25 protein-coding genes and 1 pseudogene are annotated in these 26190 nt (G+C 51.3%); 14 read left to right on the forward strand and 12 right to left on the reverse strand.

The window, feature by feature from the left end; all coding sequences use genetic code 11:
* From O71_RS21640 to O71_RS08990, 3 genes are all read left to right on the forward strand, one after another.
* The coding region (locus tag O71_RS21640; RefSeq protein ID WP_007655711.1) for a gliding motility-associated C-terminal domain-containing protein at positions 1-3412 on the forward strand (3412 nt) is incomplete at its 5' end.
* A gap of 6 nt (positions 3413-3418) precedes the next feature.
* Positions 3419-4435, forward strand: coding sequence for a type IX secretion system membrane protein PorP/SprF (locus O71_RS08985; RefSeq protein ID WP_007655713.1), 1017 nt, complete (start codon positions 3419-3421; stop codon positions 4433-4435).
* Between the two features lie 131 nt (positions 4436-4566).
* A complete protein-coding gene (locus tag O71_RS08990) occupies positions 4567-4959 on the forward strand; it encodes a transmembrane 220 family protein (RefSeq protein ID WP_007655715.1) in 393 nt (130 codons plus the stop codon).
* A 73-nt stretch (positions 4960-5032) separates the two neighbouring features.
* Here O71_RS08990 and O71_RS08995 read toward each other — a convergent pair whose 3' ends face one another.
* Together O71_RS08995 and O71_RS09000 are read right to left on the reverse strand one after the other, a co-directional pair.
* Positions 5033-5242, reverse strand: coding sequence for a heavy-metal-associated domain-containing protein (locus O71_RS08995; protein ID WP_007655716.1), 210 nt, complete (start codon positions 5240-5242; stop codon positions 5033-5035).
* 35 nt (positions 5243-5277) lie between these two features.
* Positions 5278-7415: pseudogene (locus tag O71_RS09000) on the reverse strand (heavy metal translocating P-type ATPase); the annotation flags it as partial.
* A 391-nt stretch (positions 7416-7806) separates the two neighbouring features.
* Here O71_RS09000 and O71_RS09005 point away from each other — a divergent pair.
* The 3 genes from O71_RS09005 (at position 7807) to O71_RS09015 (ending at position 11573) form a co-directional block, all read left to right on the forward strand.
* Positions 7807-9540, forward strand: coding sequence for a PAS domain S-box protein (locus O71_RS09005; protein ID WP_007655718.1), 1734 nt, complete (start codon positions 7807-7809; stop codon positions 9538-9540).
* A 99-nt stretch (positions 9541-9639) separates the two neighbouring features.
* Complete coding sequence (locus tag O71_RS21645) at positions 9640-11154, forward strand: PAS domain-containing protein (RefSeq protein WP_007655719.1); 1515 nt, start codon at positions 9640-9642, stop codon at positions 11152-11154.
* A gap of 2 nt (positions 11155-11156) precedes the next feature.
* A complete protein-coding gene (locus tag O71_RS09015; RefSeq protein ID WP_040574064.1) occupies positions 11157-11573 on the forward strand; it encodes a two-component system response regulator in 417 nt (138 codons plus the stop codon).
* Positions 11574-11673: 100 nt separating this feature from the next.
* Here the strand turns inward: O71_RS09015 and O71_RS09020 are convergent, their stop codons facing one another.
* Together O71_RS09020 and O71_RS09025 are read right to left on the reverse strand one after the other, a co-directional pair.
* A complete protein-coding gene (locus O71_RS09020; protein WP_007655721.1) occupies positions 11674-12123 on the reverse strand; it encodes a DUF305 domain-containing protein in 450 nt (149 codons plus the stop codon).
* A gap of 11 nt (positions 12124-12134) precedes the next feature.
* On the reverse strand, positions 12135-12713 hold the full coding sequence (locus O71_RS09025) for an AraC family transcriptional regulator (RefSeq protein ID WP_007655722.1): 579 nt from the start codon (positions 12711-12713) through the stop codon (positions 12135-12137).
* A gap of 294 nt (positions 12714-13007) precedes the next feature.
* Between O71_RS09025 and O71_RS09030 the strand changes: the two genes are divergently transcribed.
* Positions 13008-14438, forward strand: a complete 1431-nt coding sequence (locus O71_RS09030; RefSeq protein WP_007655723.1) for a DEAD/DEAH box helicase — start codon at positions 13008-13010, stop codon at positions 14436-14438.
* A 74-nt stretch (positions 14439-14512) separates the two neighbouring features.
* Here O71_RS09030 and O71_RS09035 read toward each other — a convergent pair whose 3' ends face one another.
* The gene (locus O71_RS09035; protein ID WP_007655724.1) at positions 14513-14884 is read right to left on the reverse strand and encodes a hypothetical protein; all 372 of its coding nucleotides are present in this window, start codon (positions 14882-14884) and stop codon (positions 14513-14515) included.
* Positions 14885-15088: 204 nt separating this feature from the next.
* Here O71_RS09035 and O71_RS09040 point away from each other — a divergent pair, with 204 nt between their 5' ends.
* Positions 15089-15316: a hypothetical protein gene (locus tag O71_RS09040; protein WP_007655725.1), complete on the forward strand. Its 228-nt coding sequence runs from the start codon at positions 15089-15091 to the stop codon at positions 15314-15316.
* A gap of 20 nt (positions 15317-15336) precedes the next feature.
* On the opposite strand, the gene O71_RS09045 is transcribed toward O71_RS09040, so the two are convergent.
* Together O71_RS09045 and O71_RS09050 are read right to left on the reverse strand one after the other, a co-directional pair.
* Positions 15337-16332 (reverse strand): alpha/beta fold hydrolase, encoded by a 996-nt coding sequence (locus O71_RS09045; RefSeq protein WP_007655726.1) that lies wholly within the window; start codon positions 16330-16332, stop codon positions 15337-15339.
* A gap of 117 nt (positions 16333-16449) precedes the next feature.
* Complete coding sequence (locus O71_RS09050; RefSeq protein ID WP_007655728.1) at positions 16450-17553, reverse strand: T9SS type A sorting domain-containing protein; 1104 nt, start codon at positions 17551-17553, stop codon at positions 16450-16452.
* A gap of 142 nt (positions 17554-17695) precedes the next feature.
* Between O71_RS09050 and O71_RS09055 the strand changes: the two genes are divergently transcribed.
* The 3 genes from O71_RS09055 (at position 17696) to O71_RS09060 (ending at position 20686) form a co-directional block, all read left to right on the forward strand.
* Entirely contained in the window at positions 17696-19897 is a 2202-nt protein-coding gene (locus tag O71_RS09055) for a sensor histidine kinase KdpD (protein ID WP_007655730.1), read from the forward strand.
* A 73-nt stretch (positions 19898-19970) separates the two neighbouring features.
* On the forward strand, positions 19971-20141 hold the full coding sequence (locus O71_RS27205) for a response regulator transcription factor (RefSeq protein ID WP_007655732.1): 171 nt from the start codon (positions 19971-19973) through the stop codon (positions 20139-20141).
* Positions 20141-20686, forward strand: coding sequence for a response regulator transcription factor (locus O71_RS09060; RefSeq protein ID WP_007655734.1), 546 nt, complete (start codon positions 20141-20143; stop codon positions 20684-20686). Before O71_RS27205 ends, O71_RS09060 begins: the two co-directional genes overlap by 1 nt.
* Positions 20687-20757: 71 nt before the next feature.
* Here the strand turns inward: O71_RS09060 and O71_RS09065 are convergent, their stop codons facing one another.
* Positions 20758-21438, reverse strand: a complete 681-nt coding sequence (locus O71_RS09065) for a porin family protein (RefSeq protein ID WP_071530865.1) — start codon at positions 21436-21438, stop codon at positions 20758-20760.
* A gap of 248 nt (positions 21439-21686) precedes the next feature.
* Here O71_RS09065 and O71_RS09070 point away from each other — a divergent pair, with 248 nt between their 5' ends.
* Positions 21687-22736, forward strand: a complete 1050-nt coding sequence (locus O71_RS09070) for a nucleoid-associated protein (RefSeq protein ID WP_007655738.1) — start codon at positions 21687-21689, stop codon at positions 22734-22736.
* Between the two features lie 129 nt (positions 22737-22865).
* A complete protein-coding gene (locus O71_RS09075) occupies positions 22866-23300 on the forward strand; it encodes a hypothetical protein (protein WP_051017733.1) in 435 nt (144 codons plus the stop codon).
* 43 nt (positions 23301-23343) lie between these two features.
* Here the strand turns inward: O71_RS09075 and O71_RS09080 are convergent, their stop codons facing one another.
* Positions 23344-24351 carry a sterol desaturase family protein gene (locus O71_RS09080; protein WP_007655741.1) on the reverse strand — a complete coding sequence of 336 codons (1008 nt, stop codon included), beginning with the start codon at positions 24349-24351 and terminating at the stop codon, positions 23344-23346.
* Between the two features lie 193 nt (positions 24352-24544).
* Between O71_RS09080 and O71_RS09085 the strand changes: the two genes are divergently transcribed.
* Entirely contained in the window at positions 24545-24736 is a 192-nt protein-coding gene (locus O71_RS09085) for a hypothetical protein (RefSeq protein WP_007655743.1), read from the forward strand.
* 66 nt (positions 24737-24802) lie between these two features.
* On the opposite strand, the gene O71_RS25500 is transcribed toward O71_RS09085, so the two are convergent.
* The 3 genes from O71_RS25500 to O71_RS09095 form a co-directional block, all read right to left on the reverse strand.
* The gene (locus tag O71_RS25500) at positions 24803-25018 is read right to left on the reverse strand and encodes a hypothetical protein (RefSeq protein ID WP_007655745.1); all 216 of its coding nucleotides are present in this window, start codon (positions 25016-25018) and stop codon (positions 24803-24805) included.
* Between the two features lie 44 nt (positions 25019-25062).
* Entirely contained in the window at positions 25063-25365 is a 303-nt protein-coding gene (locus O71_RS25505) for an HD domain-containing protein (RefSeq protein WP_007655747.1), read from the reverse strand.
* 75 nt (positions 25366-25440) lie between these two features.
* Complete coding sequence (locus tag O71_RS09095) at positions 25441-26001, reverse strand: hypothetical protein (protein WP_192811662.1); 561 nt, start codon at positions 25999-26001, stop codon at positions 25441-25443.
* Positions 26002-26190 lie beyond the last annotated feature (189 nt).

The raw sequence follows: 26190 nt of genomic DNA on the forward strand, positions 1-26190 counted from the left end.
CTGGGAGATGCGCAGCGAGAACGGCAGCTTTGAGCCGGCACTTGGCACCAACACGGGTCTGAACTATACCCCGCAGATCAAAGACAAAACCATGTGGTACCGCCGTGTGGTAGCGGGTGGCCCTTGCGGCGAGAGCGTGAGTAACGAGATTCAAATACTGGTGCAGCCGGCAATTGAGCAGAACACCATCCAGATTGCTGGTCAGCCAGTTATTTGCGAGGGTACTTCCGCAGCCACCCTCACAGGTGCGCAGCCTACCGGCGGCAACGGCAGCTATACCTATCGTTGGTTACAGAACACAATTGGTCCGAACACGACCTTCAGTCCGGCTCCCGGCAACAACACCGGCCAGCACTATACAAGCCCAGCGACTCTTACCCAAACTACCTGGTACATCCGCGAAGTGGTGTCAGGCGAGTGTATCAGCAATTCGGATGTGGTCGAAGTGACCGTTGTAGGCCTGCCTGCAGCGCCGGCAGTGGCTCCTGTTACGGTTTGCGAGGGCAGCACCGCCACACTCACCGTGAACAGCCACACCACCAACACTTTCCGTTGGTATGCCAGCGCTTCTGCACAAAACCACCTGTCCGAAGGCTACAGCTTTGAGACGGGAGTACTGCAGGAGACCACCACCTTCTTTGTGGAGGCCGTGAACGTGAACGGCTGCGGCAGCAGCGAGCGTCGCCCTGTAACGGTGACGGTTAACAAGCGGATTGACAATAACAGCCTGACGGCTTCGAGCGCTCCTATCTGCGCCGGCCAGCGTCCGAATACACTGACAGGCACGACACCGACTGGCGGCAACGGCAACTATACCTACCAGTGGGAAGCCAGCGTGACTGGTGCTGAAGCAGGCTTCAGCCCGATAGCGGGTGCCACGGGCGCTTCCTTCCAGCCAGAGGCACTGGAGAAGACGACCTGGTTCAGAAGAGTAGTACTGTCAGGCCCGTGCGAAGCGCATATCAGCCCTGCCGTGAAAGTGGACGTACTGCCGGCGATCAGCAACAACACCATTACAGTGGAGAAGCGCACCATCTGCGCTGGCGATGTACTGCAGCAGCTACAAGGTGCAACTCCAGCCGGTGGCAACGGCAGCTATACCTACCTGTGGGAAAGCAGCCGCGATGGTCAGCACTTTGCCGCCGCAGCTGGTACCAACAACCAGCCAAACTACCAGGCCCCTGTCCCACTGACTGAGCGCATGTGGTACAGAAGAGTGGTCTACTCGTCTCCTTGCCAGCAGTCGGTGAGTGCGGTACTGGAAATTGTGGTTCAGCCGGTGATCAGCAATAACACTATCACGACACAATCCCATGCTGTGTGTGCAGGCGATATACCGGGCGAGCTGAAAGGCACAAGGCCAACGGGCGGTAACGAGCAGCCGGTATACCTGTGGGAAAGCCGCACGGAAGGCACTGAGTTTGCGACAGCCGCCGGCAACAACACCGGCATGAACTACCAGCCGGGTCAGCTGACGGAAACCACCTGGTTCCGCCGCAAAGTAGTGGCCGGTGAGTGCTTCAACACCTCAGCAGAGGTACGCATCCTAGTGAATGCGGTAATTGCAAACAACACCATCTCTGCGGATCAGGTGATCTGTACAGGCACTGCCCCTGCTAAACTGACAGGCTCACAGCCTACAGGCGGCACCGGCAGCTATACCTTCTACTGGGAAGCTGCAGGCACTGACGGGGTATTCCGCAAGGTGAACAGCAGCGCATCAGCCGACCTGACCGTAGGCATCCTGACATCGACCACCTCTTTCCGCCGCGTGGTAGAATCTGGCCCGTGCCAGCAGGTGTCGAATGTGGTGACGATCACGGTTTCGCCGGTCATCAGTAACAACACGATCGGCCTGAACCAAAGCATCTTCCGTGGCCAGACACCGGCCCCACTTTCGGGCACCAACCCGAGCGGTGGCGCCGGGGCAGGCACCTATACCTACCTGTGGGAAAGCAGCAATAGCCAACAGGGCGGCTATCAACCAGCGACAGGTATAAACAACGGCCGTCACTATACGCCTGGTGCAATGCACGAATCCACCTGGTTCCGTCGCCGTGTGTTCTCGGGTGGTTGCGAAACCACTTCTGATCCGGTGCTGATCGAAGTGCACAAAGGGGTTACGAACAACAACATTTACAGCGACCAGGTAATCTGTGCGGGCAACAAACCGGCTACACTCAGTGGCTCTGTGCCTGTAGGTGGCGACGGAGACTTCCTATACCTGTGGCTGGCCAGTACAAAAGGCGCCAAAACGGGCTTTATGACTGCTACCGGCCAGAGTACGGGCAAAGATTACAGCCCGGCTGCGCTTACGCAGTCTACCTGGTTCCGTCGTGTGGTATTATCAGGCCCAACGCCAGACACCAGTGCGGCTGTGTTCATCAGCGTACGTCCGCCGATGGCGAACAATCGCATCAGCACCAGCCAGACCATCTGCTACGGCACTGCGCCATCTCTGCTGGTGGGTACCCTGCCAACAGGCGGTAGCGGCAACTATAACTATAGCTGGGAGAGCAGCACCAGCGGCCCGGACAATGGCTACACAACCGCTGCAGGCTTAAACAATGGCAAAGACTTCCAGTCGGCTGTGCTTACCCAGTCCACCTGGTTCAGAAGAGTTGTCACGTCCGAGTCATGCGAGAGATTGGTGAGCGAAGTGATAAAAGTAACTGTGACCCCGCTGCCGGCTATGCCGGTTGCCAGTGGCCAGACCATTTGTCACAGCACCAAAACTACGCTGACAGCCACCGGCAAGGGCGGCAGACTGGAGTGGTTTAACCAGGCTAAAGGCGGCAATCCGATTCATGTCGGCGGCAGCTTCACCACACCTGTACTGACCAGCACGACCACCTACTATGTGCAGGAAGTAGCTTCGTCCTGCGCCAGCGAGCGACGTGCGGTAACCGTAACAGTGCCTGCCCCAAGCGCCAACGCAGGTATGGACCAGACCCTGATGTTGGGCAGAACGGTGCAGCTCCAGGCTAGCGGTGGAACAATCTATAGCTGGTCACCAGCGGAAGGCCTGAACAACCCTAACATCGCCAACCCTTACGCCAAACCGGAGAAAACCACGACTTATGCCGTAACTGTGACCAACGAGGCTGGCTGCGTGTCAACAGACGAGGTGACCATTACGGTGCAGCAGCTGGTGTATGTGCCGAACACCTTTACCCCGAACCATGACGGTGTGAACGATGTGTGGGAGATCCTCAACATCGAGCAGTACCCGAACTGTAAGGTGCAGGTGTTCAACCAGTGGGGCAATGTGGTATTTAGCTCACAGGGCTATAAACTGCCGTGGGACGGACGCCAGAACGGCAAGGAACTGCCAATCGCCACTTATTACTACCTCATTCAGCTTGACAACCAGGAAAAACCGCTTTCAGGAAGTGTGACAATTGTTAAATAACCGTCTATGAACAAACTTTTAGCTCTAGGATTTGTGCTTTTGCTGGCGACACAGGCCATGGCGCAGCAAAAGCCGCAGTACAGCCAGTACACTCTCAACAACTACCTGCTCAACCCGGCCATAGCAGGTATAGAGGACTATGCTGACGTGAAAATCGGCACCAGGCAACAATGGTCCGGACTGGAGGGAGCCCCGGTGTCCTACTATGCCACCTTCCATGCGCCGATCATGAAAGAGGTTGCCCCTGTTACAGCGGCGCAGCGCAACAGTTCGCCAGCCAAAGAGGCCACTACCAAAAAGCCGACATCCTACCGTCGTATCAGGCCGCACCATGGTTTGGGTGCCATGGCCATGACAACGGCTACGGGCCCACTGAAGCGCAGCAGTTTTAATGTAAGCTACGCGTACCACCAGCCGCTTTCACGCACCCTGCGTGTGGCTGCCGGTGTAGCTCCAGGCCTGATCCAGTACAGCCTGGACCCTACCGCTGTGCGTGTGATCAACCCAAATGACAGAGCCATCAACGATGGGCGGATCAACGAAATGAAATTTGACTTGAACATGGGCCTGTGGCTCTATTCTTACAACTACTATGTAGGTATAGCCGGTGCACAGCTCGTACCCAGCAAGCGCGAGCACCTGACTACTGGCACTGCCACCGACAACAGCGGCCGATTACAGAAGCACTACTTCCTGACAGGTGGTTACCGATTGGATGTGTCGCCTGACCTGGCGCTTATACCTTCGGTGATGGTAAAGATGGCCCAGCCAAGCCCGGTATCAGTAGATGCTACGCTCAAGGCATTGTACAGTGATCGTATCTGGGCAGCGGCTTCTTATCGTCATAACGAATCGGTGACGGTAATGGCAGGTATAAACATCAGCTACCTGATGGATCTGAGCTACGCATACGATGCCAGTGTATCGCCACTGGGCAGCACAAACTCCGGTAGCCATGAAGTGGTGTTAGGTCTAAAACTGCGCAATTCCGCTAAAATCATTTGTCCGCAGTGGGCCTGGTAGGTTTTTGAGTTTAGGTTTTGTGAATTTATGACGAGCAGCCTGAGGCTGCTCGTTTGCCTTTAAAAGCACAACAAAAACACGAAACTTTTATAAATTATTCTAGTATAGCTAGATAACCATCTCCATCATCTATGGCGTTTAAACAAATCCTCTCGATTCTCCTGGGTATTGTTTTCATTGTCTTTGCTGCGCTGCAATACAATGACCCGGATGCTGCCATTTGGATAGCGATTTATCTACTGGCAGCAATTTTCAGTTTCCTGGTTTCTCTTAACAGAATCAGCCAGGCTGTGCTTTTGAGTGCCTTTGCTGCCTATGCGGTAGGTGCCGTGTTCTTCTGGCCTGAAAAATGGGAAGGGCTAGCCATTGGTGGAGGAGATATCAAAAACATTGAAGAAGCGCGTGAGTTCTTAGGCTTAGCCTTGACGAGTGCCTCTATGCTGACCTTTGCTTTGCTGAACAGAAGCAAGGCTCGGCTTCACCCCAGGAAACCCGTCTATAGACAAAGAAAATGGGCAAATTGATACCTCAACTTGCCCATTTGTTATAAAATAGCTCTGCCTGACTTAGCAGGCAGAGTACTCTGCTAATCACAGGCTATACCTGCTCAGCCTTAAATCCTGCCTTTTCGACAGTGCTTTTAATATCCTGTGCATCCAGGCTGTCGGTGTTCACTTCCAGGATTTTGTCCGGATTGTCAGTATCCACTTTCCAATCCTGTACCCCTTCCAGTTTATTGAGGTGTGGCGTTACGGCTCTCACACAGCTTCCGCAGTTAATGGTCGTTTTAAACTTATAAGTCTTCATATTTAACATAATTTACAAACTGATTAAAAATACTTTTATAATTTCTTGCCACGCAGGCGCAGGCTGTTGCTTACCACCGAAACCGAGCTAAGGGCCATGGCAGCCCCGGCCAGCATTGGATTAAGCAGGAAACCTGTGAACGGGAACAACAGACCGGCAGCCACAGGTATACAGATTACGTTGTAAATAAAAGCCCAGAACAGGTTCTGCCGGATTGTGCGTACCGTCGCCCGCGACAGGTTAACGGCCGCTGCCACCTGCACAAGGTCAGAGCGCATCAACGTAATGCCGGCCACGTCCATGGCCACATCGGTACCGTGCCCCATTGCAATGCTAACATCGGCTGTGGCAAGGGCCTGCGCATCGTTAATACCGTCTCCTACCATCGCTACTACTTTGCCCTGCTCCTGCAGTTTCTTCACAAAATCAGCTTTGTCCCCGGGTAGTAGTTCGGCTTCAAAGTGTGTAATACCCACCTGTCGCGATACGGCCGCTGCTGTCTGGGCATTGTCGCCGGTGAGCATGTATACCTCCAGACCGGCCGTTTTCATACGGGCTATACCCTCGGCAGCGGCGGGTTTTATCGGATCGCTCACCGCAAACACACCTAGTGCCTTCTGTCCGTCTGCGAAGTATACGGCAGTTTTTGCATGCTCCTGCAGCTGTCGGGCGGCATCTGCCAGTTGACCTTCAATGCTTATACCTTCCTGGCGCAGCAGCTTCTCGTTACCGGCAAAGAACTTTCTCCCTCCAAAAGCCGCTTCTACTCCCATACCAGTCACGCTATTGAAGTACTCCGGCTCTAAGACTTGCATCCCCTGCTCTTTGTAATAGGTATAGATGGCCTGCGCAATCGGGTGTTCTGACTTGGCTTCGATCGAAAAGAAAAGCTGCTCCAGTCGCTCCTGCCCGTCTACGCCCTTTGCCCATACCACATCGGTTACAGCGGGTTTGCCCAGGGTGATCGTGCCGGTTTTGTCAAGCAGGATGACATTGGCCTTGTAGGCATGTTCCAGACTCTGCGCGTCTTTGATCAGGATACCGTTTTCAGCGCCCTTGCCCACTCCCACCATAATGGCGGTAGGCGTTGCCAGACCCAGCGCACAAGGGCAGGCGATCACCAGTACCGAGATCATCGACACCAGCGCCTGCGACAAATAAGCCTCACCGCCCAGCACCACCCAGGCAACAAATGTCAGTATCGCGATCAGCAGTACGACCGGTACGAAAATACCCGCGATCTTATCCACGAGTTTCTGCACCGGGGCCTTGCTTCCCTGCGCTTCCTGCACCATTTTAATGATATGGCCAGCATCGTCTCACCGCCTGTTTTACGGGCAATGAGCTGCAGACTGCCTTTCTGGTTGATCGTACCGGCAAAAAGCATGTCTCCCACTTGTTTCTGCACCGGCAAAGGCTCACCGCTCAGCATGCTCTCGTCCACATAAGAGCCGCCTGACAGCACTTCACCATCCACCGGCACCCGGTCGCCCGGCAACAACAGCACATGGTCGCCTATACGCACTTCTTCTATGCGAATTTCGGCTTCTACCCCGTCGCGCAGCACACGCACCGTTTTGGGTTGCAGGCCCATCAGTTTTTTAATAGCCTCGGAGCTCCGGCTCTTGGCGCCTTCCTCCAGGTACTTACCCATCAGGATAAAGGCTATAATCACTGCTACGGCTTCGTAGTACACGTGTGGCTCCAGACCACGGCTCAAGAAGAACTGCGGGTATACCGTGTTGAACAAGCTGAAGATGAAGGCTATACCTGTGCTCAGCGCCACAAGTGTGTCCATGTTGGCACGCAGGTGCTTGGCCTGGCCCCAGGCGTTCACGAAAAAGTGACGACCGGCCCACAGCAGAATCGGGGTGGTGAAAGCCAGCATGGCCCAGTTGCCCCAGCTGAAGGCATTGTGGAAGAACATGCCCAGCACAAATACCGGAAATGCCAGCACGCCTGCTACAATGGTTTTGGTTCGGAGTATATTTAGTGCCTTTTCCTGACGCTCCTCCAGTTCCTCCTCGGTATGCTGGTCAATCAGCAGTTCAAAGCCGATCTCCTCCAGGGTATCGCGCAGCTGATCCGGCTTCACCTGATCCGGCGCATAGGCTACCTGCACCGTCTTGCCGGCGAAGTTCACGTTGGCCTCCTGCACACCGTCTACTGTACGCAGCATACTCTCTATGCTGGAGGCACAGGAGGCGCAGGTCATACCCTCAACCGGAAAGGTATCTTTTTTATAGGCTGTTTTTGCTATTGTTTCCATGTTATCTCGATGGTTTAGCTTCCAATCAATACAAAGGTACGCCCCTTTCATGCCCTGTGTGTTACACTATCTTTTAAAAGGTTTATAGATTTTTGACGGATTGAGCTGCTGTCCTATACCTGAACTTTATCATATTTACTTGAAAACCAATTGAAAGGAACTTATTGGGGGCTGTATTTTTGTTTTTAGAGTTGCAATTGTTTAAGTTCGGGGATAAACACTGATAACAATCGGTGCAAAATCCGCGACCCAAATACTTGTGCTCCGTAATTTAGTAAGCACCTGTACCTGACCAATGTTGAAAACAAACCAGCCCACGCATCTGCATGCAGCTTCGCGCACGACCTATCTTGTGCTGTTTGTATTCGCGGGCTTATTGATCACCCTGCTCATTCTGATCTCCAACACTTTTTTTCAGGCCCGCCAGGTTCAGCTCAGCCATGATGCTTATATAGTACTGGCCTTACAGGAGCTTGAACTGATCGACGACCTGCAGACCAATGATGATGCCGTACACCAGGCAGTACTACTGCACCTGACTTCAAACAGCCCTTCTGAGAAGGACAAATACGAACAGGACATTCAGGCGGCCCAGGCACAGAGTGCCGACATCATCACACAGTTGAAGGCCATGATGCAGGATGAGCAGCGCCAACAGATTCTTATCAATTTCGAAAATGAGACGGCTGCGCACGATACCCTGGTCAAGCACTTGCTGCAACTTAGCCGCAGTAGCAACATAGCAGAAGCCCTGGCCTATAACCGCATGGTGATCACCCCTGAATACCGGCATCACCAGAATTACCTCAAGGATTTAAGTGAAAGTATACGCCAGGCTACCCGCGAAAGCAGCCAGCAGGCATCTCATTCTATCTCGTCGTTTGTACAAAGTCACCGGCTTGTACTTGCCATTATCATACTGATAAGCATTGCCGCCGCTCTTCTGCTCCGCAATGTCATTCAACGGCTGCGTTCTGATAACAAATTGCTCAACGCCGAAATGCAGAAACGTCAGGAGCTGCAGGAAGCGCTGTCCGAGAGCCAGCTGAAGTATAAGATGCTCTTCGACATGAACCCTATCCCCATGTGGGTGTATGACCGGCTCACGATGCAGTTCCTGGACGTAAACAAGGCCGCCCTCCGTGAGTATGGTTACAGCAGAGAGGAGTTCCTGGCGCTGAATATATTCGACGTAAGGCCGCAGCATGACGTGCCGCTTCTTAAGTTCAGGCTGGACCAGGTAGACGAGCTGGAGTCGCAGCAAAGCAGGGTGCGCCATAAACGCAGCGATGGCAGTGAGTTTGAGGTCGAGGCGATTTCTCATGCGCTGCCGCGCATTGGGGAAAGCATGCCGCGCCTGGTTGTCGCTATAAACGTGGATGAGCGCCTGGAAATGATCGAAAAACTGCAGGTAAACGATAAACAGCTGCGAGAGATCAGCTCCAGTATACCGGGCGCTGTTTTTCAGCTGGAGATGAAGAGCCTGTCCCATTACGCCTTTACATTTGTCAGTGACGGCATCCACGACCTTTTCCATATAAGTCCTGAGGAGGTGTATGGCAACATTACGGCGCTATACCGGCACATCGAGCCTGATGATGTGCCCCAGGTTCTGAGTGCCATCACTGATTCTTATCGCAGTCTGTCTCCCCTGGTGGTGATTTTCCGGATCAGGCAGCCGCAGGACAGCCAATGGAAATGGGTGCAGACCCACGGCCTGCCTACCTGGCGAGAGGCTGGTCACGTGATCTGGAACGGCACCATGATCGATATTACAGAACAGGTCATAGCACAGGAAAAACTGATGGCGAGTGAGGCAAACCTGAGGGCACTGCTTGACAGCTCACCACAGGCGATCTACCTGCTCGATAAATCAATGCGTGTGATGATGTGCAATGCGGTGGCAAAGAAAGATGTGCACAACATGCTGATGAAAGAGCTAAAAACAGGGATGAACTTCCTGGATTTGGTTGGCGAAGAAAAAAGGCAGGCAGTTTCGGGAACAGCATGCACGTGCTATGAAAGGTGAGATCATCCAGTATGAAGATGGCCATGGCGATTTCTGGCATGAAATAGCATTTCGTCCAGTGCTTGGACCGGATAACCGTGTGCTGGCCGTTGCCTGAGTGTGCTCAATATCTCAGATCGCAAACTGGCGCTGGAGACTATCAGGCGCAACGAGGAGCAACTGGCCCGGGCTCAGCAACTGGCCATGCTGGGCAACTGGGAGCTCGATGTGGAGCGTGACCAGCTGACCTGGTCTGACAGTGTGTATGCTATTTATGGCGTTAACAAGATGTCCTTTATTCCATCCCGATTCAACTTCATCCATTTTGTGCCAGAGGAGGAACATGAGCTCATATGGGGGGCGATAAAGGAAGCTTCTGAAAATAACAGGATCCTATCGGTGGAGCACACCATTGTTCGGCCTGATGGTCAGAGGCGTACGGTCTTTGAAATTGGAGAACCGAAATATAATGCGCAGGGCAAACTAGTCCGTTTCCATGGCTCGGTGCAGGACATCACTGACCGCAAACGGGTTGAGCAGGAAGCCCTGAAGGCGAAAAACCTGCTGCAATCAACCCTGGAAAACATACCGGAAATGATATTCTCTGCTGACACTGCCCTAAAGATGCTCTATGTGAGTCCGCAGTGCCTCGAACTGACGGGTTATACAGAAGAAGAGTTTACAGCACAGGCTGAACTCTGGTGCAACAGAATACACCCGGAAGACAGAGCCTACATAGAGCAGCATATTCTGCCTGAACTCAAAAAGGGCGAGCGCCAGCATTACGAAGTACGCATCATAACAAAAGACAACCAGTGTAAATGGCTGATGCTGCGTATTTCACCCAGAAATGATGAAAACGGACACGTCTACCGTCTCGACGGCTCTGCTTCTGACATGACATCTTACAAGGAGGCTCAGCAAAAGCGGGACGAGTTGACTGACCAACTGCTGAAGCAAAATCAGAATCTGCAGCAGTTCGCTTACATTGTATCACATAACCTGAGAGCTCCAATTGCTAACATTCTCGGTCTCACCACCATATACAACAAACACAAGCCCGACTCACCTATGAACCCCCGGGTGATTGACAACCTGTTTAAGTCTGCCAAACTACTCGACACCACCATTCGGGACCTCAACGACCTACTCACGATCCGGAGTGAAATCAACAATGTGCGGGAAGAGATTAAGTTTGAAGATGTTTATGAAGAAATCTATGATAGCCTCCCCAATGAGCTGTTGGGAGGGCATATCAGGCTGGAGCGGGACTTCGAAGAGGCGCCCAACGTGATTGGCGTTCGGAGCTATGTACACAGCATCATGCATAATCTCATCACAAATGCTTTGAAATACCGATCCCCTGACAGAAATTTGTATCTGCGGCTTAAAACTTTCACTATTCCTAACTATATTTGTCTCAGCGTATCAGATAATGGTCTTGGGATCGATCTGAGTAAGGAAAAAGAAAAAGTCTTCGGTTTATACAAGCGATTTCATGCTCACGGAGAAGGACGGGGTTTGGGATTGCATCTTGTTAAAACCCAGGCTGAGCTGCTTGGCGGCAAAGTAGAAGTAGATAGTCAGGTGAATGTCGGCACTACTTTTAACATTTATTTTAGACACACCCTGTAGTAATGAATATATTGAAAAGAGTAGTTTTGATTGATGATGATGAAGTGAACAACTTTGTCTGTGAAAGCATCATCCGAAATGAGAACTTTGCTGAGGACGTTTTCAGCTTTCAAGGAGCTGAAGAAGCACTTGATTTTCTGAAATCTTCTGTGGAACCTTCTGGAGAAAAATTCCCTGATCTGATCTTCCTGGATATCAACATGCCCGGAATGGACGGCTGGAATTTTATAGAGGAGTATCGCAAACTTCCGGAATACGCCACCCAAAAGTGTAGCTTATTTATGCTTTCCTCAGCTGTGGACCGCAAAGACATACAGTGTGCCCGCAGCCACAAGGAAGTAAAGGAGTTTTTCTCGAAGCCCCTTTCACCTGAGATCCTCGAGTTCATCAAAGAAGAATTTTTGATGCGGGTAGAGTAATTTTCCTGCTTCAAAAAGCAAGAGCGCATGCCAAGTCAGTACCGACGCAGCATGCGCTCTTGCTTTTTAGTGATTTAGGACTGCATTACTTCCTGCTTACTCAGTCTACCCGCTGCAGAATTTTCTCCATCTCTGCAATTTCTTTCTTCTGTGACCGGATGATCTCCTCTGCCAGCTTCTTCAATTCCGGATCATTGATTCTGGCCTCTTCACTGACCAGTATAGCAGAAGAGTGGTGCGGGATCATGGAATGGATAAATGCTTTGTCACCAACATAGGACTGGTTACGCAGCATAATAAATGATCCAACAATGGCCATGATGCTCATGACGGCGATGATGGCATTCATCTTTTGGTCTCTGTACATCGAGCGCATTACTCCTAGCATGATCAAAGCCATAGGAGCCACCATCAGGATAGTCATGTACAGCCGGTTGAGGTTGAGATGAATGTGACTTATTTCGGCTACATTGCTGAACATGACGGCATACATCACCAAAAAGGAAAGTCCAAGCATCAGCATAAACTTCCCGTAATTTCCCTTCTCCATAAGCAGTTGAATCAGTTTACATTATCAAGCGGCTTCCGCAATGGAGCTGCGGCTTTCTTATACTCTGATGGCGACATCCCGGTTACCTGCTTAAACTGCGCCGACAGGTGCGCCACACTGCTATATCCCAACTGAAAACTGATCTGACTCAGACTCAACTCGTTGTAGGCCAGCAGTTCTTTGGCCCGTTCTACCTTTTGCAGCACGACATAGCGTACAATCGTGAGTCCTTCTTCGGCCGAAAAGAGTGTGCTCAGGTAGTGATAGTCCCGGCCAAGCTGCTGTGCCAGATAGTCTGAGATGTTAACATTGAGATTTTCCACCTCTCCCGAGCGGATCAGTTCGATGATGGCAATTTTGATTTTTTCGACGAGCTCTGCCTTCTTGTCTTCAATCAGTTCAAAGCCATTTTCCTGCAGCGCTTCCCGCAGCTTACGCAACTGCTCCGTTGTAGGCGCCTGCTCCAGCTTTACTTCACCCAGTTGGATGGCTACCGGGTCTAAGTCAAGTTTATCGAGCTCCTGGGTCACCACCTTGAGGCAACGGGGGCATACCATATTGCGGATGTGCAACGTGTGTGGCTGTGTCATTTAATTTGTTTAATTAAGAGCAGGTATTTGCCACACCAAATGGATCAATGCAGCGGACATACCTGCCTATACCTACGCAAATCTAATAAAACATTTTGCCCTGCCGCATTTACAGGCTGCTGCAAAACAGAACTGCCCTGTGCATACCTGCTTTGAATTATTACGATACACTTCCTGTTGTACCCTTATTCGACCATCCTATACCCGCTGAGTAGCAGTATAGTGGTTTACAAATAAATAAGCGCAAGCCGGAATAATAGACTTACCTTTGTAGCTTGCAATAATCAATCATACATGACATTTAGCGAATTAAATTTAATAGATCCTATCCTGAAGGCACTTCAGGCGGAGGGCTATACCCAGCCTACGCCCATACAGGAACAGGCTATTCCACACCTTTTGGCTGGCACCGACGTGCTTGGCTGCGCCCAGACGGGCACAGGCAAGACAGCTGCTTTCGCCATACCTGTGCTACAGATGCTGCACAACCAAAAAAACAGAGCATCTAACACCATCAAAACGCTTATCCTGACTCCTACACGGGAGCTGGCCATACAGATCAACGAAAGCTTTGCCGCTTACGGCAAAAACACTGGCGTGCGCCATACCGTTATTTTCGGTGGCGTGTCGCAGCATGCGCAGGTTCAGACCCTGAAGCGTGGCGTAGACGTGCTTATCGCAACACCAGGCCGTCTGCTCGACCTGATCGGGCAGGGCTTTATCTCGCTTAAGCACGTAGAGTTCTTCGTGTTGGATGAGGCGGACCGCATGCTGGACATGGGCTTTATCCATGACGTCAAGCGCATCATCCCGATGCTGCCAAAGCAACGACAGTCACTGTTCTTCTCTGCTACCATGCCGCCTGTTATCCAGGATCTGGCTGACACCATACTGATTAATCCGGTAAAAGTGGAAGTGACCCCTGTCTCATCTACCGCTGAGAAAGTGGGTCAGGCCGTATACTTTGTAGAGAAAAACGACAAGCGGGAGCTGCTGCGTCACCTTCTTTCAGAGTCTGAGATCGACCGTGTGCTGGTATTCACCAGAACCAAGCATGGCGCCGATCGGGTAGCCAAGGACCTGAACAAAGCGAATATACAGGCAGAAGCCATCCACGGCAACAAGTCACAGAATGCGCGTCAACGTGCCTTGAGCAACTTTAAGGCAGGTTCTACCCGTGTGCTGGTGGCTACTGACATTGCCGCCCGCGGCATTGATGTGGAGGAGCTGTCGCATGTGATTAACTATGAATTGCCAAACGAACCCGAGACTTACGTGCACCGCATTGGCCGTACGGGCCGTGCCGGCAATGCAGGTATAGCACTGTCGTTTTGCGATGAGGAAGAACGCTATTACCTGCGTGACATCCAGAAGCTGATCAACAAGCAGATAAAAGTAAATGCAGACCATCCTTTTGCTTTGCCAGAGCACTTATCTGTTAACCTCGAGCATGCCAAAAAGCCGAAAGGCCCTGCCGGAAGAGAGCCTCGGAACAAAACAGCTTCTAACAACTGCAACCGTGCTGCAAGTGGCAACAAGCCATCCGGAAGTGGTAATGGACGATCAGGTGGAAATTCAAACGGTCGTACAGGCAGAAGCGAAGGAAGCAGCCGTGCTACAGCAAGCGCAGGAACCAATAGCCGCTCAGCTGGCGGCAACCGCAGAAACTGGCGGGATAAAAAAGGCGGCGGTCAAAGCAGGCCATCCGGAAATCTGGAATACTAGCCGTTCATAACATAAAAAGCCCCGCCTCTTGTTGAAGAGGCGGGGCTTTTTGCTGAATTCAGGTATAGCCTGTCTTAAATGCGACTCTGGTCGCTGTCATTCGGTTCAGTATCATCCTCCCCGAAAGGCTGCTGACGACTGCGGATGCCGTTCACATCATCGTCCATGGCCGTGTCGCTGCCCTCGTACTCGAAGCCGGGGCCCTGTGCAAACTCCTCCGTGCTCTTAGGATTGTTGGCGCCATAGCCGGTCGTTTCGTTTCCCTGTATATGCAGGTTTTCCAGGCTATCTTTCTGGTCAGCTCGCTCCAACGCTCCCCCATACCCCACGTTGCGCTTCGCAGATGGGTCAGGTTTGTTGCCCATCGTCTGTCCTTTGCGATGCTCGTCGTTTACATTCTTCGGGCTGTTGGGCGTGTTCTGTATATCTTCGTCTCTGGTTGCCATAATTCAATTCGTTAGTTTACCTGTGTATACGCTCTGCCGGGAGATCAGTTAGGAGCGGTAAATTTTTATTTAACATAAGTAATCAACTGAATACTATTATATATCTACCACATCTTTAGATTATCTTTGAGCGAAATAACGCAAACGAATGGCACGTATGGCACCCCAATTGCGTTAAAGAGAGAACCGGCAGCAAGAAAGCTTATGAAACTATCGAAAATATATGACCCACGTGAGATGAACTCTTACCAGTTTGTGGCGATGACGGGTCTGGTGATGACTATACTGGCGAACATTATCCTACTGTTTATCGACAAAACAGTGGAGAATTTCAATGCGCTATACCTTTGCTGGTTTGTATTCTTTGGATTGGGCACGATTGTCAACTTCAACAGCAAGCCCGACGAGCACGATCATCACCACCACCATTAAGATCTGGCGCCAGGTATAGCTTACTGCTTCAGGAATTCCAGCAGCGCTTTATGAAACTGGTCCGTTGCCTCGATATGCGGAATGTGGCCCACCCCGTTCAACTCCAGCAATCGGGCATTCGGTATAGCTCCAGCCGTTTGCTGCCCCAGTTGCGGGTATTGTCCGTACTGCTTCCGCTCCTCTTCACTTTTGATATAGGCCTTCCCTACCACCGTGCGATCCTCCAGCCCGATGGCCAGCAGCACAGGCATTTTTAACTCGCTGAATTCATACACTACTGGCTGCTCATAGATCATGGCATAGGTATGCGCTGCCACCCGAGCCACCAGCGGGTAGTCCGGACTGCGCAACTGGGCCGCAGGTATGCGCACCCACTCTTCATAGGCTGGCTTCCAGGAGGTATAGTAAGTCTTGTGGTAGTCCCGAATGCCTGCCTCCGTGCGCTTCAGTTCTTCCTGGTATAGCTCATCCAAACTCTTGTAAGGTACGATGCGCCGGTAGTCCTCCAGTCCAATTGGATTCTCAAGCACTAGTTTGGCGGTCGTCTCCGGATACATAAGTGCGAACCTTGTAGCCAGCATGCCCCCCATGGAGTGCCCGACCATAACGGCCTCGCTGATTTTGAGGTGATCCAGCAATTGCCGGGTGTGCTGCGCCAATTGGTGAAAACTATAATGCACTTCTGCCTTGTCTGACTTGCCGAAGCCCAGTTGATCAGGCACGACAACCCGGAATCCCTGCCCTGCCAGAAAGTTAACCGTCTGTTGCCAGTAAGCCCCCAGAAAGTTCTTACCATGCAGGAGCACCACTGTCTGCGGATTTTTAAAACTGGTGGGCGGCGACACATCCATGTAAGCCATTCTGTACTTCTGCCCCTCCTGCTCCACCTCCAGGTAGTTCACCGGGTAACGGTAAGCATAGTCGCTCAAAGTGGCATCATAGGCGCGCTGCGATTGTGCCTCTGCCGGAACCTGGAAGAGTAGTAGAAATATGAAAGGGTATATAAAGTTTTTCATCTGATTCAGGTATAAGTCCTGTTCTTTTTACTTACAGCGGGCCGGAAGAGTTATAAAGCAGAAAGCCCGGCACTGCAGGCACCGGGCTTTTCTACTGAACTATGCTACAAATCTAATTTACTGAACTAACACCTTCTTAGTATGGTAGCGGCCACCCTGGGCCACTTGTAGGAAGTACAAGCCCCGGCCAAATGGGGTCAGGTCTATTTCCCGCTCGTACACACCTTCCAACTTCTCGATCGTGTCCACAAACACTTCCTGACCTTTGTCATCCATCACCCGAACCACGGTGGTGCCTTTGTTTTTGAGTGCGAACTTAAGTTTGAAGCGACCATTGTTTGGATTTGGGTGGAAGTTGATCTCCTCGATTTTGAGCTCCTCGCGTGACTTCATCTCCACAGGAGCACCGGATGCCTTCAGTTGTTCTTTGTCAGCTTTGGTCACATCCTCTACTCTGGCTTTGTGTACGAGAAAAATAGCCCGGCCCGGTCTTGCAAAGTGCAATCCAACTTCCTCGCCCGTCACTTCTTCTTCCCTACCGTCTTCATGGATGCGGTATACTTTCTTATCACCGTCTTTTACAATCACCTTGATATTCAGGTTCTCGTGCAGTTTCATTAGCGAGTCGATACGGACATGACTTGGCATCGCATGCACGACAATGCGCTCTATTTCCTTCGGATTTATATCCTTCAGACGCTCCCCGTCAAGCATCCTGAATGTAAAAGCAGAGTCCCGGTGCATCCGAATATAAGTGTCAGGGTGCCCCTTTAACGTCAGGTTCTTACCCTCACCTCGCAGCACTTCCATCCGCTTCACCATCTCTTTACTCAAACTATCGGCAGAAAGCGTTAGCACCCGAACCTCCCTCAGAGCACGCCGCATGGCACTATCTCCCTCTATACTTTGTACCCTGGCCCTGAACATGGCATTCCCCTCTTTTCCCAAGGTATAGGCTTTGACTTTCCCATCCAGCAGGCGCATGTGCGCCGTATCCAGCCGGGCAGCTTTGAGGGCTTTGCCGATGGCCTCCTCTGTTTCGGCTGTAAAAGTGGTATCAATCACCACAGTTTCACCATCCACAGTGCGGATCAACTTGATATGCATCTTGTGCTTTTGCTGGCCAGACTCCTGCGCCAGGGCGTGGTAGAAGGGCAATAGCCCCATCAGCAAGGCTATGGCCAGTCTGAGCAAGGTCTGAAGATTGAGAAAGAGGTTCATAGTGTTGGGGTATAATGGGTTAGCGAATCGTTTCTACAAATGTACGCCAGCACGGGAGCCCGAAGCGTTAAAGCCAGGTTAAAGTCTGTTAAGGAAAAGTTAAAGTGATGGACAAGCCGGACGAAATACGTAAATTTGTTATGTGAGCAGACTGACTATCATAGGTGTTATCGTGCTGATGAGCATATCGTTACTCGGTATGGTCGGGCTTCAGCTGTATTGGATATCGGATGCCATACAAGTGAAGCAGGAGCAATTTGACCGCAGCGTGCACGAGGCGCTTGCCCGGGTGGTCGAAAAGCTGGAGACGCAGGAGGCTGTTTCAGCAGTGGCTAGCGGTATGGCTACGCTCCAGCAGCCTGCACAGGAAACAGTGCCGCTTCATGGCGTACCGTCCCTTACAGAAGTATCTTTTACGAACGCCAGGCAGTCAGAATCTTCTGATCAGCCTGAGGGCAACAGCGCGGTTGCCTCACAAAGCAAACCAAAAGGTATAGCAGCAGCACGTATAGCGCCGCCAGAAAAGCAGCAGTCAGACGAGCCCACGCATTTCAGAAGCATAAAAGGGCAGGCCTTTCCATATACCGGGAACCGCAGTTTCCGGGTGGAGTTTAGTTCCTTAGACTCTGCAGTACAACACCTGTTGCCTCCTGGTGTGCGTATGCCCGCCATGCCAGCTATCCCGATCGAGCATATCCAGCACATGGCCGCCTGGCAAGCCCAGGTAGATTCCATGCAGGCCCGCGCCCATCGCCTGAGCCAGAACAGCACCTTGCGTATACGTCGCCTACCGGACAGTACAGTCAGGTATAGCCGCCAGTTGAATGGCCGAACCGTTCACTTTTCGGTGGATACCCTGCAGTACATAGCCCTGCACCTGGACAGCCTCCGTCGTAACAACTTCATCACCCAAACGCTTTCACCCGCTGACATAGCCTCTATCAACGTGCGGAAGGACAGTATTTTCATTTACAGGAAAGAAAATACCGCCCGTGGCAGCAACTATACCGAGACCATCGTATCAGATCCAGCGGTTCTTTCGGGTAGTAAGATTACCTTCCGGAGCATTCACAGGCCAGAAGAGCGAAGACCCGCGCAGGAGGCGTCATCCAACAACTCAGTACTTCAGGCCAGGGCAAAATCGAGTACTATACCTGCCACAACTTCAAAACCTGCTCAGAGCACGCCAGCCCAGCCGACTGTAGCTGCCAAGCCAGACCCTGCCAAAATAGAGGCGAAAAAGGAAAAGCTGAATGACGTGGTGGAGAAAATGGTGGTGGAGTATGTGGCCAAGGACATCCCACTGGCGCAGCGCATGAACCTGAACGAACTGAAGCCTATGCTGCAGAGCGAACTGCAGGACAAAGGCATCGCACTGGATTTTGGCTACTGGGTGCTATCCGGTCAGCAGGATACGGTGATGGCCAGCCACCTGCCTGTCAGCGGCATTAACTCTTTTGCCACTTACAAGGCCGGTCTCTTTCCGAATGACATATTTGACAAGTCTGACCAGCTCACCGTCTACTTTCCTGACAGCCAGGCCTATGCGCTCAAGTCCCTCTGGATGATGCTTGCCTTCTCGGCGCTCTTCACCCTGATCATGGTCGCCACTTTTGGCACCACGATTCACATTATTTTCAGGCAGAAGAAGCTCTCCGATATGAAGAATGACTTCATCAATAACATGACGCATGAGTTCAAGACGCCGATCGCGACTATCTCGCTAGCCGCTGACGCCATCTCCAACCCCAAGGTATACGCCCGCCCGGAGAAGGTGCAGTACTACACCGGCATCATCAGGCAGGAAAATAAGCGCATGAACTCTCAGGTGGAGAATGTGCTGCAGATAGCCCGACTCGAGAAGAACGACTACCAGATGAACCTGGCCAGGACAGACCTACATGCCTTGGTGCTCAAAGCCGTGGAAAGTATACACCTGCAGGTAGCAGAACGGCAAGGCGTGATCACCACCGACCTGCATGCCACTGGCCCTGAGCTTGAGCTGGACGAAGTGCACTTCTACAACGTCATCTGCAACCTGCTGGACAATGCCAATAAATACTCACCAGATCGCCCTGCCATCCGCGTAGAAACTTACAACACAGCCGGTGGCACCCTACTGGCTGTGGAGGACAAAGGCATGGGCATGACCCGCGACACGCAACTGCGGGTGTTTGACAAGTTTTACCGGGTGCCAACCGGTAACCTGCATAACGTGAAAGGATTCGGACTGGGACTCAGCTACGTGAAAGCCATCGTGAAAGCCCATAATGGAACCATACGGCTGCAAAGCGAGCCGGGTAAAGGCAGCCGTTTTGAGGTGTTTATACCTGCCAGTGCCTGATATGTGCGCCATGCAACCAGTACACCTTGCGCGGCATCTTTAATCTAAAGCCTATACCTAAATACATCACCTCATGAGCGACAAAGGACTGAACATACTACTTGCCGAGGACGACCCGAACTTTGGGATCGTGCTGAAAGACTACCTGGAGCTGCATGACTACGAGGTGACGCTATGCCCCGACGGCTGCCAGGCCATTACGGCTTTCGAAAAGGCAGCTTCGACCTGTGCATACTTGATGTGATGATGCCAGGCAAGGACGGCTTCACACTGGCCCGCGAAATCAAGAAGCTGCAGCCTGATATGCCGCTGATTTTCCTGACGGCCAAGGCCATGCGGGAGGACATGCTCGAAGGGTTTAAGATCGGTGCCGACGACTACATCACCAAGCCCTTTGACTCCGAAGTGCTGCTTTACAAAATAAAAGCGATCATGCACCGCAAAGGCGGCAACCCGACCATTGAAAAGCAGGAAGTGACAGAATATAACATCGGGCAATATCGCTTCCAGTACAAGCTGCGCCTGCTGCACTACAATGGCGATATCCAGAAGCTTTCACCGAAAGAGGCCGAGTTACTACGCCTGCTATGCCAACACCTGAACGATGTGATGCCACGAGAGGAGGCCTTGCTCCGCATCTGGCACGAAGACAGTTACTTCACGGGCCGCAGTATGGATGTGTACATTGCCAAGCTCCGAAAGTACCTCCGCCACGACCCTGCTGTCGAGATCATCAACATACACGGCCAGGGTTACAGGCTGTGCGCCCACAACGGGGTAATGCTGTAAAACGAAACAGGCCGCTACCAAAAGTAGCGGCCTGTGTGTTTCACCAAAACACTTTAACAAACAATATCTATTTAGAAAGTAAATCCTACAGAAGCTTTGATCACCCGGTTGAAGGTGTCGAAGTTGCGATTGGCGTCCACCGTAGTCAGGCCGTAGTCGTAACCTGCACTTAGGTTAAAGCCGCTAGCAAAGCGGTAGCCTATACCACCGGTTGCCGCCACATCCAGTTCACGGAAGCCACTGTTCATGTCCCACTCCTGGTTCAGGGCGTTAAAACCCAGAGCTCCAGCCCGTACCTGTACTTTATTAGACAACAGGTATGAGAACTGAGGACCGGCGAAAATATGGAAGCCGTCGCCTATGAAAATCTTTGCCAGAATCGGCAAATCAATGTATTCTGCTTTGTTTGTCACGGTAACACCCGCGTTCAGGAAGTCAAACTGTTCCATCGGGATTTTGCCAACTAGGCGCATACCTTTTTGAGAGTATAGCAGGCCCGGCTCAATTTCAAAGCCAGGCGCGATAGGTATAGACACCACACCGCCGATATGAAATCCTTCGCGCATCTCGCGGCTCAGGGAACCATTGGTCATATCCATCAGATCCTGGGCACTGTTAATGGTCTGTCCCTGCCATTCGGCCATGTTCACACCCGCTTTTATACCGATGCGCACGGGCTGCTTTTGCTGCGCATTTGCCTGCGTTACCGCCATTCCCAGAACGACGGCCAGTAGTAGAAATATCTTTTTCATCACACCTATCCTTAAATATTGAAAAACAAGAAATAAGCTGCTCAGCTTAATTACCCTGATGTAAGAATCGTGCCAAATCTGGACCTAACGTTTTAAAAAAAGTTCACAATCAGACGTAAATATTTTAAAATCAGCTAATTATAGTTTAAAATATTTTTTACATGCATCTTATTTGCCCATAGGTATAGTTGCTCCTTACCTTTGCAGCCCATGGCTCAGAACAGGGGCAGGTATAAACGCAAAGGCAGATGAATGACAAAAGACAGGTACGGCTGAACAGGTTGGCCGTGCACCGGGTAGGCAATAAGGCCAAGGAAGAGGGCGTGATTATTTCGAAAGAACTGGTCGATCTCCGGGACGAACAACTGAGTGATTTGCTGACCAATTACTTTCTGGCACCTTTCAAGCAGGAGGAGTTTTTCCGTTTCCACCACGTGTCCGATATCGCCCTGAACGAAATGTTCGCATACTCTGCCCTGATGTTTACAGAGCCGCAGAAGTTTCTGGAGTACTCCGTGCATGTGCTCAACCACTTGTACGAACAGTCAGACCACCCAAAAGTGAAAAGCGGTGAGCTGTACGTGGTGCATTTGTCGGGCTGCGTGATGGAAGACGACATCGTGGATGCGATCGGCATTTTCAAGTCAGAGAACAAGGACACTTTCCTGACCTTTCAGGAAGAGGACGACGACCTGAGCATGAACTACCACTTCGGGGTGAACATCAAGAGCGTGGACAAAGGCTGCCTGATCTTCAATACCGAGGCCGAGGACGGCTTCCGGGTGAAGATTGTGGACGCCAACAGCACCGACGCCGTGTTCTGGAAAGAGGACTTCCTGCACGTGACGGAGCTCAAGGACACCAACTTCAATACCAAGACGGCCCTCAACCTCTGTAAGGATTTCTCAGAAGAGGTGTTTGCCCAGACCGACAGCAAAAAAGCACAGGTAGACTTCATTAGCCGCTCCGTGGATTATTTCTCCAAGAGCGAGACTTTTGATCTGGAGGAGTTCACCAGCAGCGTGATCGACGAACCCGAAACGGCGGAGCGATTCAAAAACTATACCCAGGCCTTTGCCGAGGAGCGGGATATCGAGGGCTTTACCGATTTTGCGATCAACAAAAACACGGTGAAGAACATGAAGCGCAAATTCCGCAACTTCATCAAACTTGACACCCAGATCGAGATCAAGTTCAGCGGGTATAACCCGGAGCAGAGTGAGCAGTACGTAGAGCGCGGTTTCGATCAGGAGCGCGGCATGCACTTCTACAAGGTATACTTCCACTCCGAGTCCTAGCGTTATCTGACCAGCAAACAGGTATAGAAACTATACCTGAACCGGGCTTGTTGCAGAGAGACCTGCGCCGAAATACCGGAACAGTATTTGATAGAGAAGAAAGCACCGATGATAAGCTTTAAAAGAGATATGAAAAAGACAGTTCTTGCCACCCTATTTTTTGCCTTCGCCGCAACCACTGTGTTTGCACAGGGCCCCGCTCAAAAGGCTGGCACAACCCAAAGTTCGCCTAAAACATTGGAACAGCGTGCCGATGAGATAACAGCCGGTATGGTGAAGAACCTGCGCCTTAGCCCGAAACAGGCCGTTGCGTTGAAGGATGTAAACCGCAACAGCATGAAGTTTGCAGAGGAGGCACGCAAAAAGCACCGCGATAATCCGCCAAAACTGGCTCAACAGATGGATATTATCAGCCAGACCAGGCTTTCACAGATCAAAGATATCCTCACGGAGCAGCAGTTTGCCCAGTACCAGTCACGCCGCGAAGAGAAGATGGGTGTGCCACGTGAGGCTAGAAGCAACCCCAGCCAGGGTCCGGGGCAGCAGTACGATAACAGCTACTAGTTCATATTGAGCAATAAAAAAGCATGGCGGCCGCCATGCTTTTTTATTTCAGTCCCACCTGTCTGTTTTCAGGCGGACCTGTTTGTTCCCCCAGTTCCATTTCGGCAGGTATAGCCGTGGCCACTTGCAGGGCGGGCGCCACCTCAGGCGCATCTGGCTGTTGTGCCGCCAGTTCCTCCCGCTCCCGCTGGTGAGCCGTCACGATAGCTCCCGGTGGTTTGAACAGGATATCCCAGGCTTCTCTGAACGACCGGGCATGCAGCAGATCTCTCCAGATATCCACCCATTCATGGAACACCAGGTAGACCGGGTTGTAAGAGTTGACAGGTTTGGTCAGGCCATATGTTGGACGCTCCTCTTCTTCCTGGAAAGTCCCGAAAAGGCGGTCCCAGAAAATGAAAGTGGATCCGTAATTCTTATCGATGTACTTGGGGTTGGAGCCGTGATGTACCCGGTGATGTGAGGGCGTCACGAAGATATATTCAATAGGTGCAGGCAGCTTCCGGACCAGCTCGGTATGCACCCAGAACTGATAAAGCACGGCTAACTGGTGGCATACGAAGAATGTCAGGGGATCAAAGCCCAGGAAAGGCACGGGCAGGAAAAATAGGAACTTGATGTGTTGGGTCCAGCTGGTGCGAAAGGAGACTGAGAAGTTCATTTTCTCAGAAGAGTGGTGTGTGACGTGTGTCGCCCACCAAAAGCGTTGTTCGTGTGAGATACGATGTGCCCAGTAACGGCAAAGATCCACCAGCACAAAAGCCAAAACAAATCCCCACCAGGACCGCGGTATGGCCCAGGGCACCGCATTGTAGATGACCAGTGATATGTAAAAAAGTGTGACCTTGAGCATAGCCCCCAGTATGATACTGCCCAAACCGATGGAAACAGCGGCCATAAAATCACGCTTGTCATAGTAGTTCCGCTTCTTTCTTACACCCACATACCATTCGATCAGTACAGAGGCTACAATAATGGGCGCGGCCAAATGCATGATCGTAAAATTATCCAGCTCTGCCATTTGGTCCATAGTAAAGATTTCCTTCTCCATAAGCTATCCATTTTTGCAGGGGTATAGCTTAATGTAACGACCACCACCGCAAAGGGTTAGTCTCTTCATCAGGCCTCGCTATACAAATGCGGGTATAACATTGGTCTGCCTTTCGTTAGATAAAGGGGGATCAATAAAAAAAATTGATTTTGTGAATCAGGCTGCGTAATCTTACTCCAATCAAGTACACACCATGAATATCCGAAAGAAAGTAAAAGTCACCCTACCTGCCGGCATCAACCGCTATGCCGCCATCGACCTGTTTGTCAGAGCTGCTGAGAAGGAGAACTGGAGCGAACAGGAAATTCAGTTTGTAATAGACGAAGTAGTAGAGGCCGAAGATGATACCAAAGGTCTGGAGGCGCTGCGTTACTACCTGGCTTAAAAGAAAAGCCGTGCCGACGCAAAATCACTGCACCGGCACGGCCTGTATAAATTTACATTATGCTGCTTAGGCTTCGTCTTGCTCCAAAGGTTCGAGCTGGAGCTCAGACTGGTGCTGCTGCAGCACCCCGATGATAAAGTCGATATGCTCTTTTAAATCCACTCCGAAGAGCTCAGCACCTATGCGTACTTCTTCGCGGTCAACAGAAGCGGCAAATCCACTGGTCTTCAGTTTCTTCATCACTGACTTTGCCCCCAGCCCTTCGAGTCGCTGTGGCCGCACCTGCGCACAGGCTACAATAAAACCCGTTATCTCGTCGCAGGCGATCAGGCTTTGTCGAGGGTAGTCTCATAAGGTACATCCCAATGCGTATAGTGCGCCGATATGGCATGGGCAATGCGCTCCTCCCCTTTCTCACGTAACTGGTTTACGATCACATTCGGGTGCTGCTCCGGGTAGGCCTGGTAGTCGGCATCGTGCAGGAGGCCGGCGATTGCCCATTCTTCAGTGTTCTCTCCTAACTTATTTGCATAGGCCTCCATGACCAGCTCTACGGTGCGGGCATGGCGCAGCAGGCTTTCGCTGGTAGTCATCTGCTCCAGTATGGCGCGTGCTTCGTCTCTTGTCATATTGCTTTAAGCTTGATGGAGCTCCAATATAAGCAAAATCACCATACAAGCCTGCTGCCAGTAACCAAACAAGTTTTAGCGGTTCATAGCGAAGCCAAAATCACTTGGCTGGAAGTGATGCTCCACTTCCGGAAATTCGGCTTTTGCAATCTGCACGTTGTCCCACTTGCCATAAATCTTGTCTCTGCGTCCTACCAATATGTCGATACGATTTGTGAAGCGTCGGTTCATGGTGTCCCGCACGATGTACTGCCCATCCAGTTCATCTGAAATTCCGCGTACCCACACCGTATCACCATACTGTATATCACCGCCCCAACGTGACAACATATCACGTGAAAGAGCAATCCAGCGATGTTTTTTAGGGTTTTTGGGGTTAATGCGGGAGCCGTCGGCTGTGATCAGGGGATTTCCGTCAGTCTGGCCTCTTTCGGGGTAGTAAACAGTGGCCGTTACGGTAAAGGTTTCTGGGTACTCGGGGTATTCTTGTATTTTTTCTATAAGTCGTGGAGTTAATAAATCCGGAGCTTGATGCTCACTTGCAGGGCTTGGATCCTCAGGTTCCGGATAAGCCATTTCGTCGAAAAAAGTTACAAAAATGGAGACTACTACTGCGAGTATTTTGACCCTAAACATATGCAATCCATTTCGTGAAACATCATTTCTATTACAATAACCCGCTTAAACGGCAGGCTTAGAAATTAAGTTTTGTAAGATGGATGAATTTAGGACCGTAGTATAGTGAAAGTTTATATTATGGAAAGTAGTACATAGTGCCAGTATATTCTAAATTCAATGATTTAGGGCAAGGAGAAGTATAAGAAA

The sequence above is a fragment of the Pontibacter sp. BAB1700 genome, from assembly GCF_000277005.1.
GTDB lineage: Bacteria > Bacteroidota > Bacteroidia > Cytophagales > Hymenobacteraceae > Pontibacter > Pontibacter lucknowensis.

Bases quoted from the DNA above. Each gene is read 5' to 3' on its own strand.
- O71_RS08985 (WP_007655713.1), top strand. From the start codon at position 3,419: ATGAACAAACTTTTAGCTCTAGGATTTGTGCTTTTGCTGGCGACACAG.
- O71_RS08990 (WP_007655715.1), top strand. From the start codon at position 4,567: ATGGCGTTTAAACAAATCCTCTCGATTCTCCTGGGTATTGTTTTCATT.
- O71_RS08995 (WP_007655716.1), bottom strand. From the start codon at position 5,242: ATGAAGACTTATAAGTTTAAAACGACCATTAACTGCGGAAGCTGTGTG.
- O71_RS09005 (WP_007655718.1), top strand. From the start codon at position 7,807: ATGTTGAAAACAAACCAGCCCACGCATCTGCATGCAGCTTCGCGCACG.
- O71_RS09015 (WP_040574064.1), top strand. From the start codon at position 11,157: ATGAATATATTGAAAAGAGTAGTTTTGATTGATGATGATGAAGTGAAC.
- O71_RS09020 (WP_007655721.1), bottom strand. From the start codon at position 12,123: ATGGAGAAGGGAAATTACGGGAAGTTTATGCTGATGCTTGGACTTTCC.
- O71_RS09025 (WP_007655722.1), bottom strand. From the start codon at position 12,713: ATGACACAGCCACACACGTTGCACATCCGCAATATGGTATGCCCCCGT.
- O71_RS09030 (WP_007655723.1), top strand. From the start codon at position 13,008: ATGACATTTAGCGAATTAAATTTAATAGATCCTATCCTGAAGGCACTT.
- O71_RS09035 (WP_007655724.1), bottom strand. From the start codon at position 14,884: ATGGCAACCAGAGACGAAGATATACAGAACACGCCCAACAGCCCGAAG.
- O71_RS09040 (WP_007655725.1), top strand. From the start codon at position 15,089: ATGAAACTATCGAAAATATATGACCCACGTGAGATGAACTCTTACCAG.
- O71_RS09045 (WP_007655726.1), bottom strand. From the start codon at position 16,332: ATGAAAAACTTTATATACCCTTTCATATTTCTACTACTCTTCCAGGTT.
- O71_RS09050 (WP_007655728.1), bottom strand. From the start codon at position 17,553: ATGAACCTCTTTCTCAATCTTCAGACCTTGCTCAGACTGGCCATAGCC.
- O71_RS27205 (WP_007655732.1), top strand. From the start codon at position 19,971: ATGAGCGACAAAGGACTGAACATACTACTTGCCGAGGACGACCCGAAC.
- O71_RS09060 (WP_007655734.1), top strand. From the start codon at position 20,141: ATGATGCCAGGCAAGGACGGCTTCACACTGGCCCGCGAAATCAAGAAG.
- O71_RS09065 (WP_071530865.1), bottom strand. From the start codon at position 21,438: ATGAAAAAGATATTTCTACTACTGGCCGTCGTTCTGGGAATGGCGGTA.
- O71_RS09070 (WP_007655738.1), top strand. From the start codon at position 21,687: ATGAATGACAAAAGACAGGTACGGCTGAACAGGTTGGCCGTGCACCGG.
- O71_RS09075 (WP_051017733.1), top strand. From the start codon at position 22,866: ATGAAAAAGACAGTTCTTGCCACCCTATTTTTTGCCTTCGCCGCAACC.
- O71_RS09080 (WP_007655741.1), bottom strand. From the start codon at position 24,351: ATGGAGAAGGAAATCTTTACTATGGACCAAATGGCAGAGCTGGATAAT.
- O71_RS09085 (WP_007655743.1), top strand. From the start codon at position 24,545: ATGAATATCCGAAAGAAAGTAAAAGTCACCCTACCTGCCGGCATCAAC.
- O71_RS25505 (WP_007655747.1), bottom strand. From the start codon at position 25,365: ATGACAAGAGACGAAGCACGCGCCATACTGGAGCAGATGACTACCAGC.
- O71_RS09095 (WP_192811662.1), bottom strand. From the start codon at position 26,001: ATGTTTAGGGTCAAAATACTCGCAGTAGTAGTCTCCATTTTTGTAACT.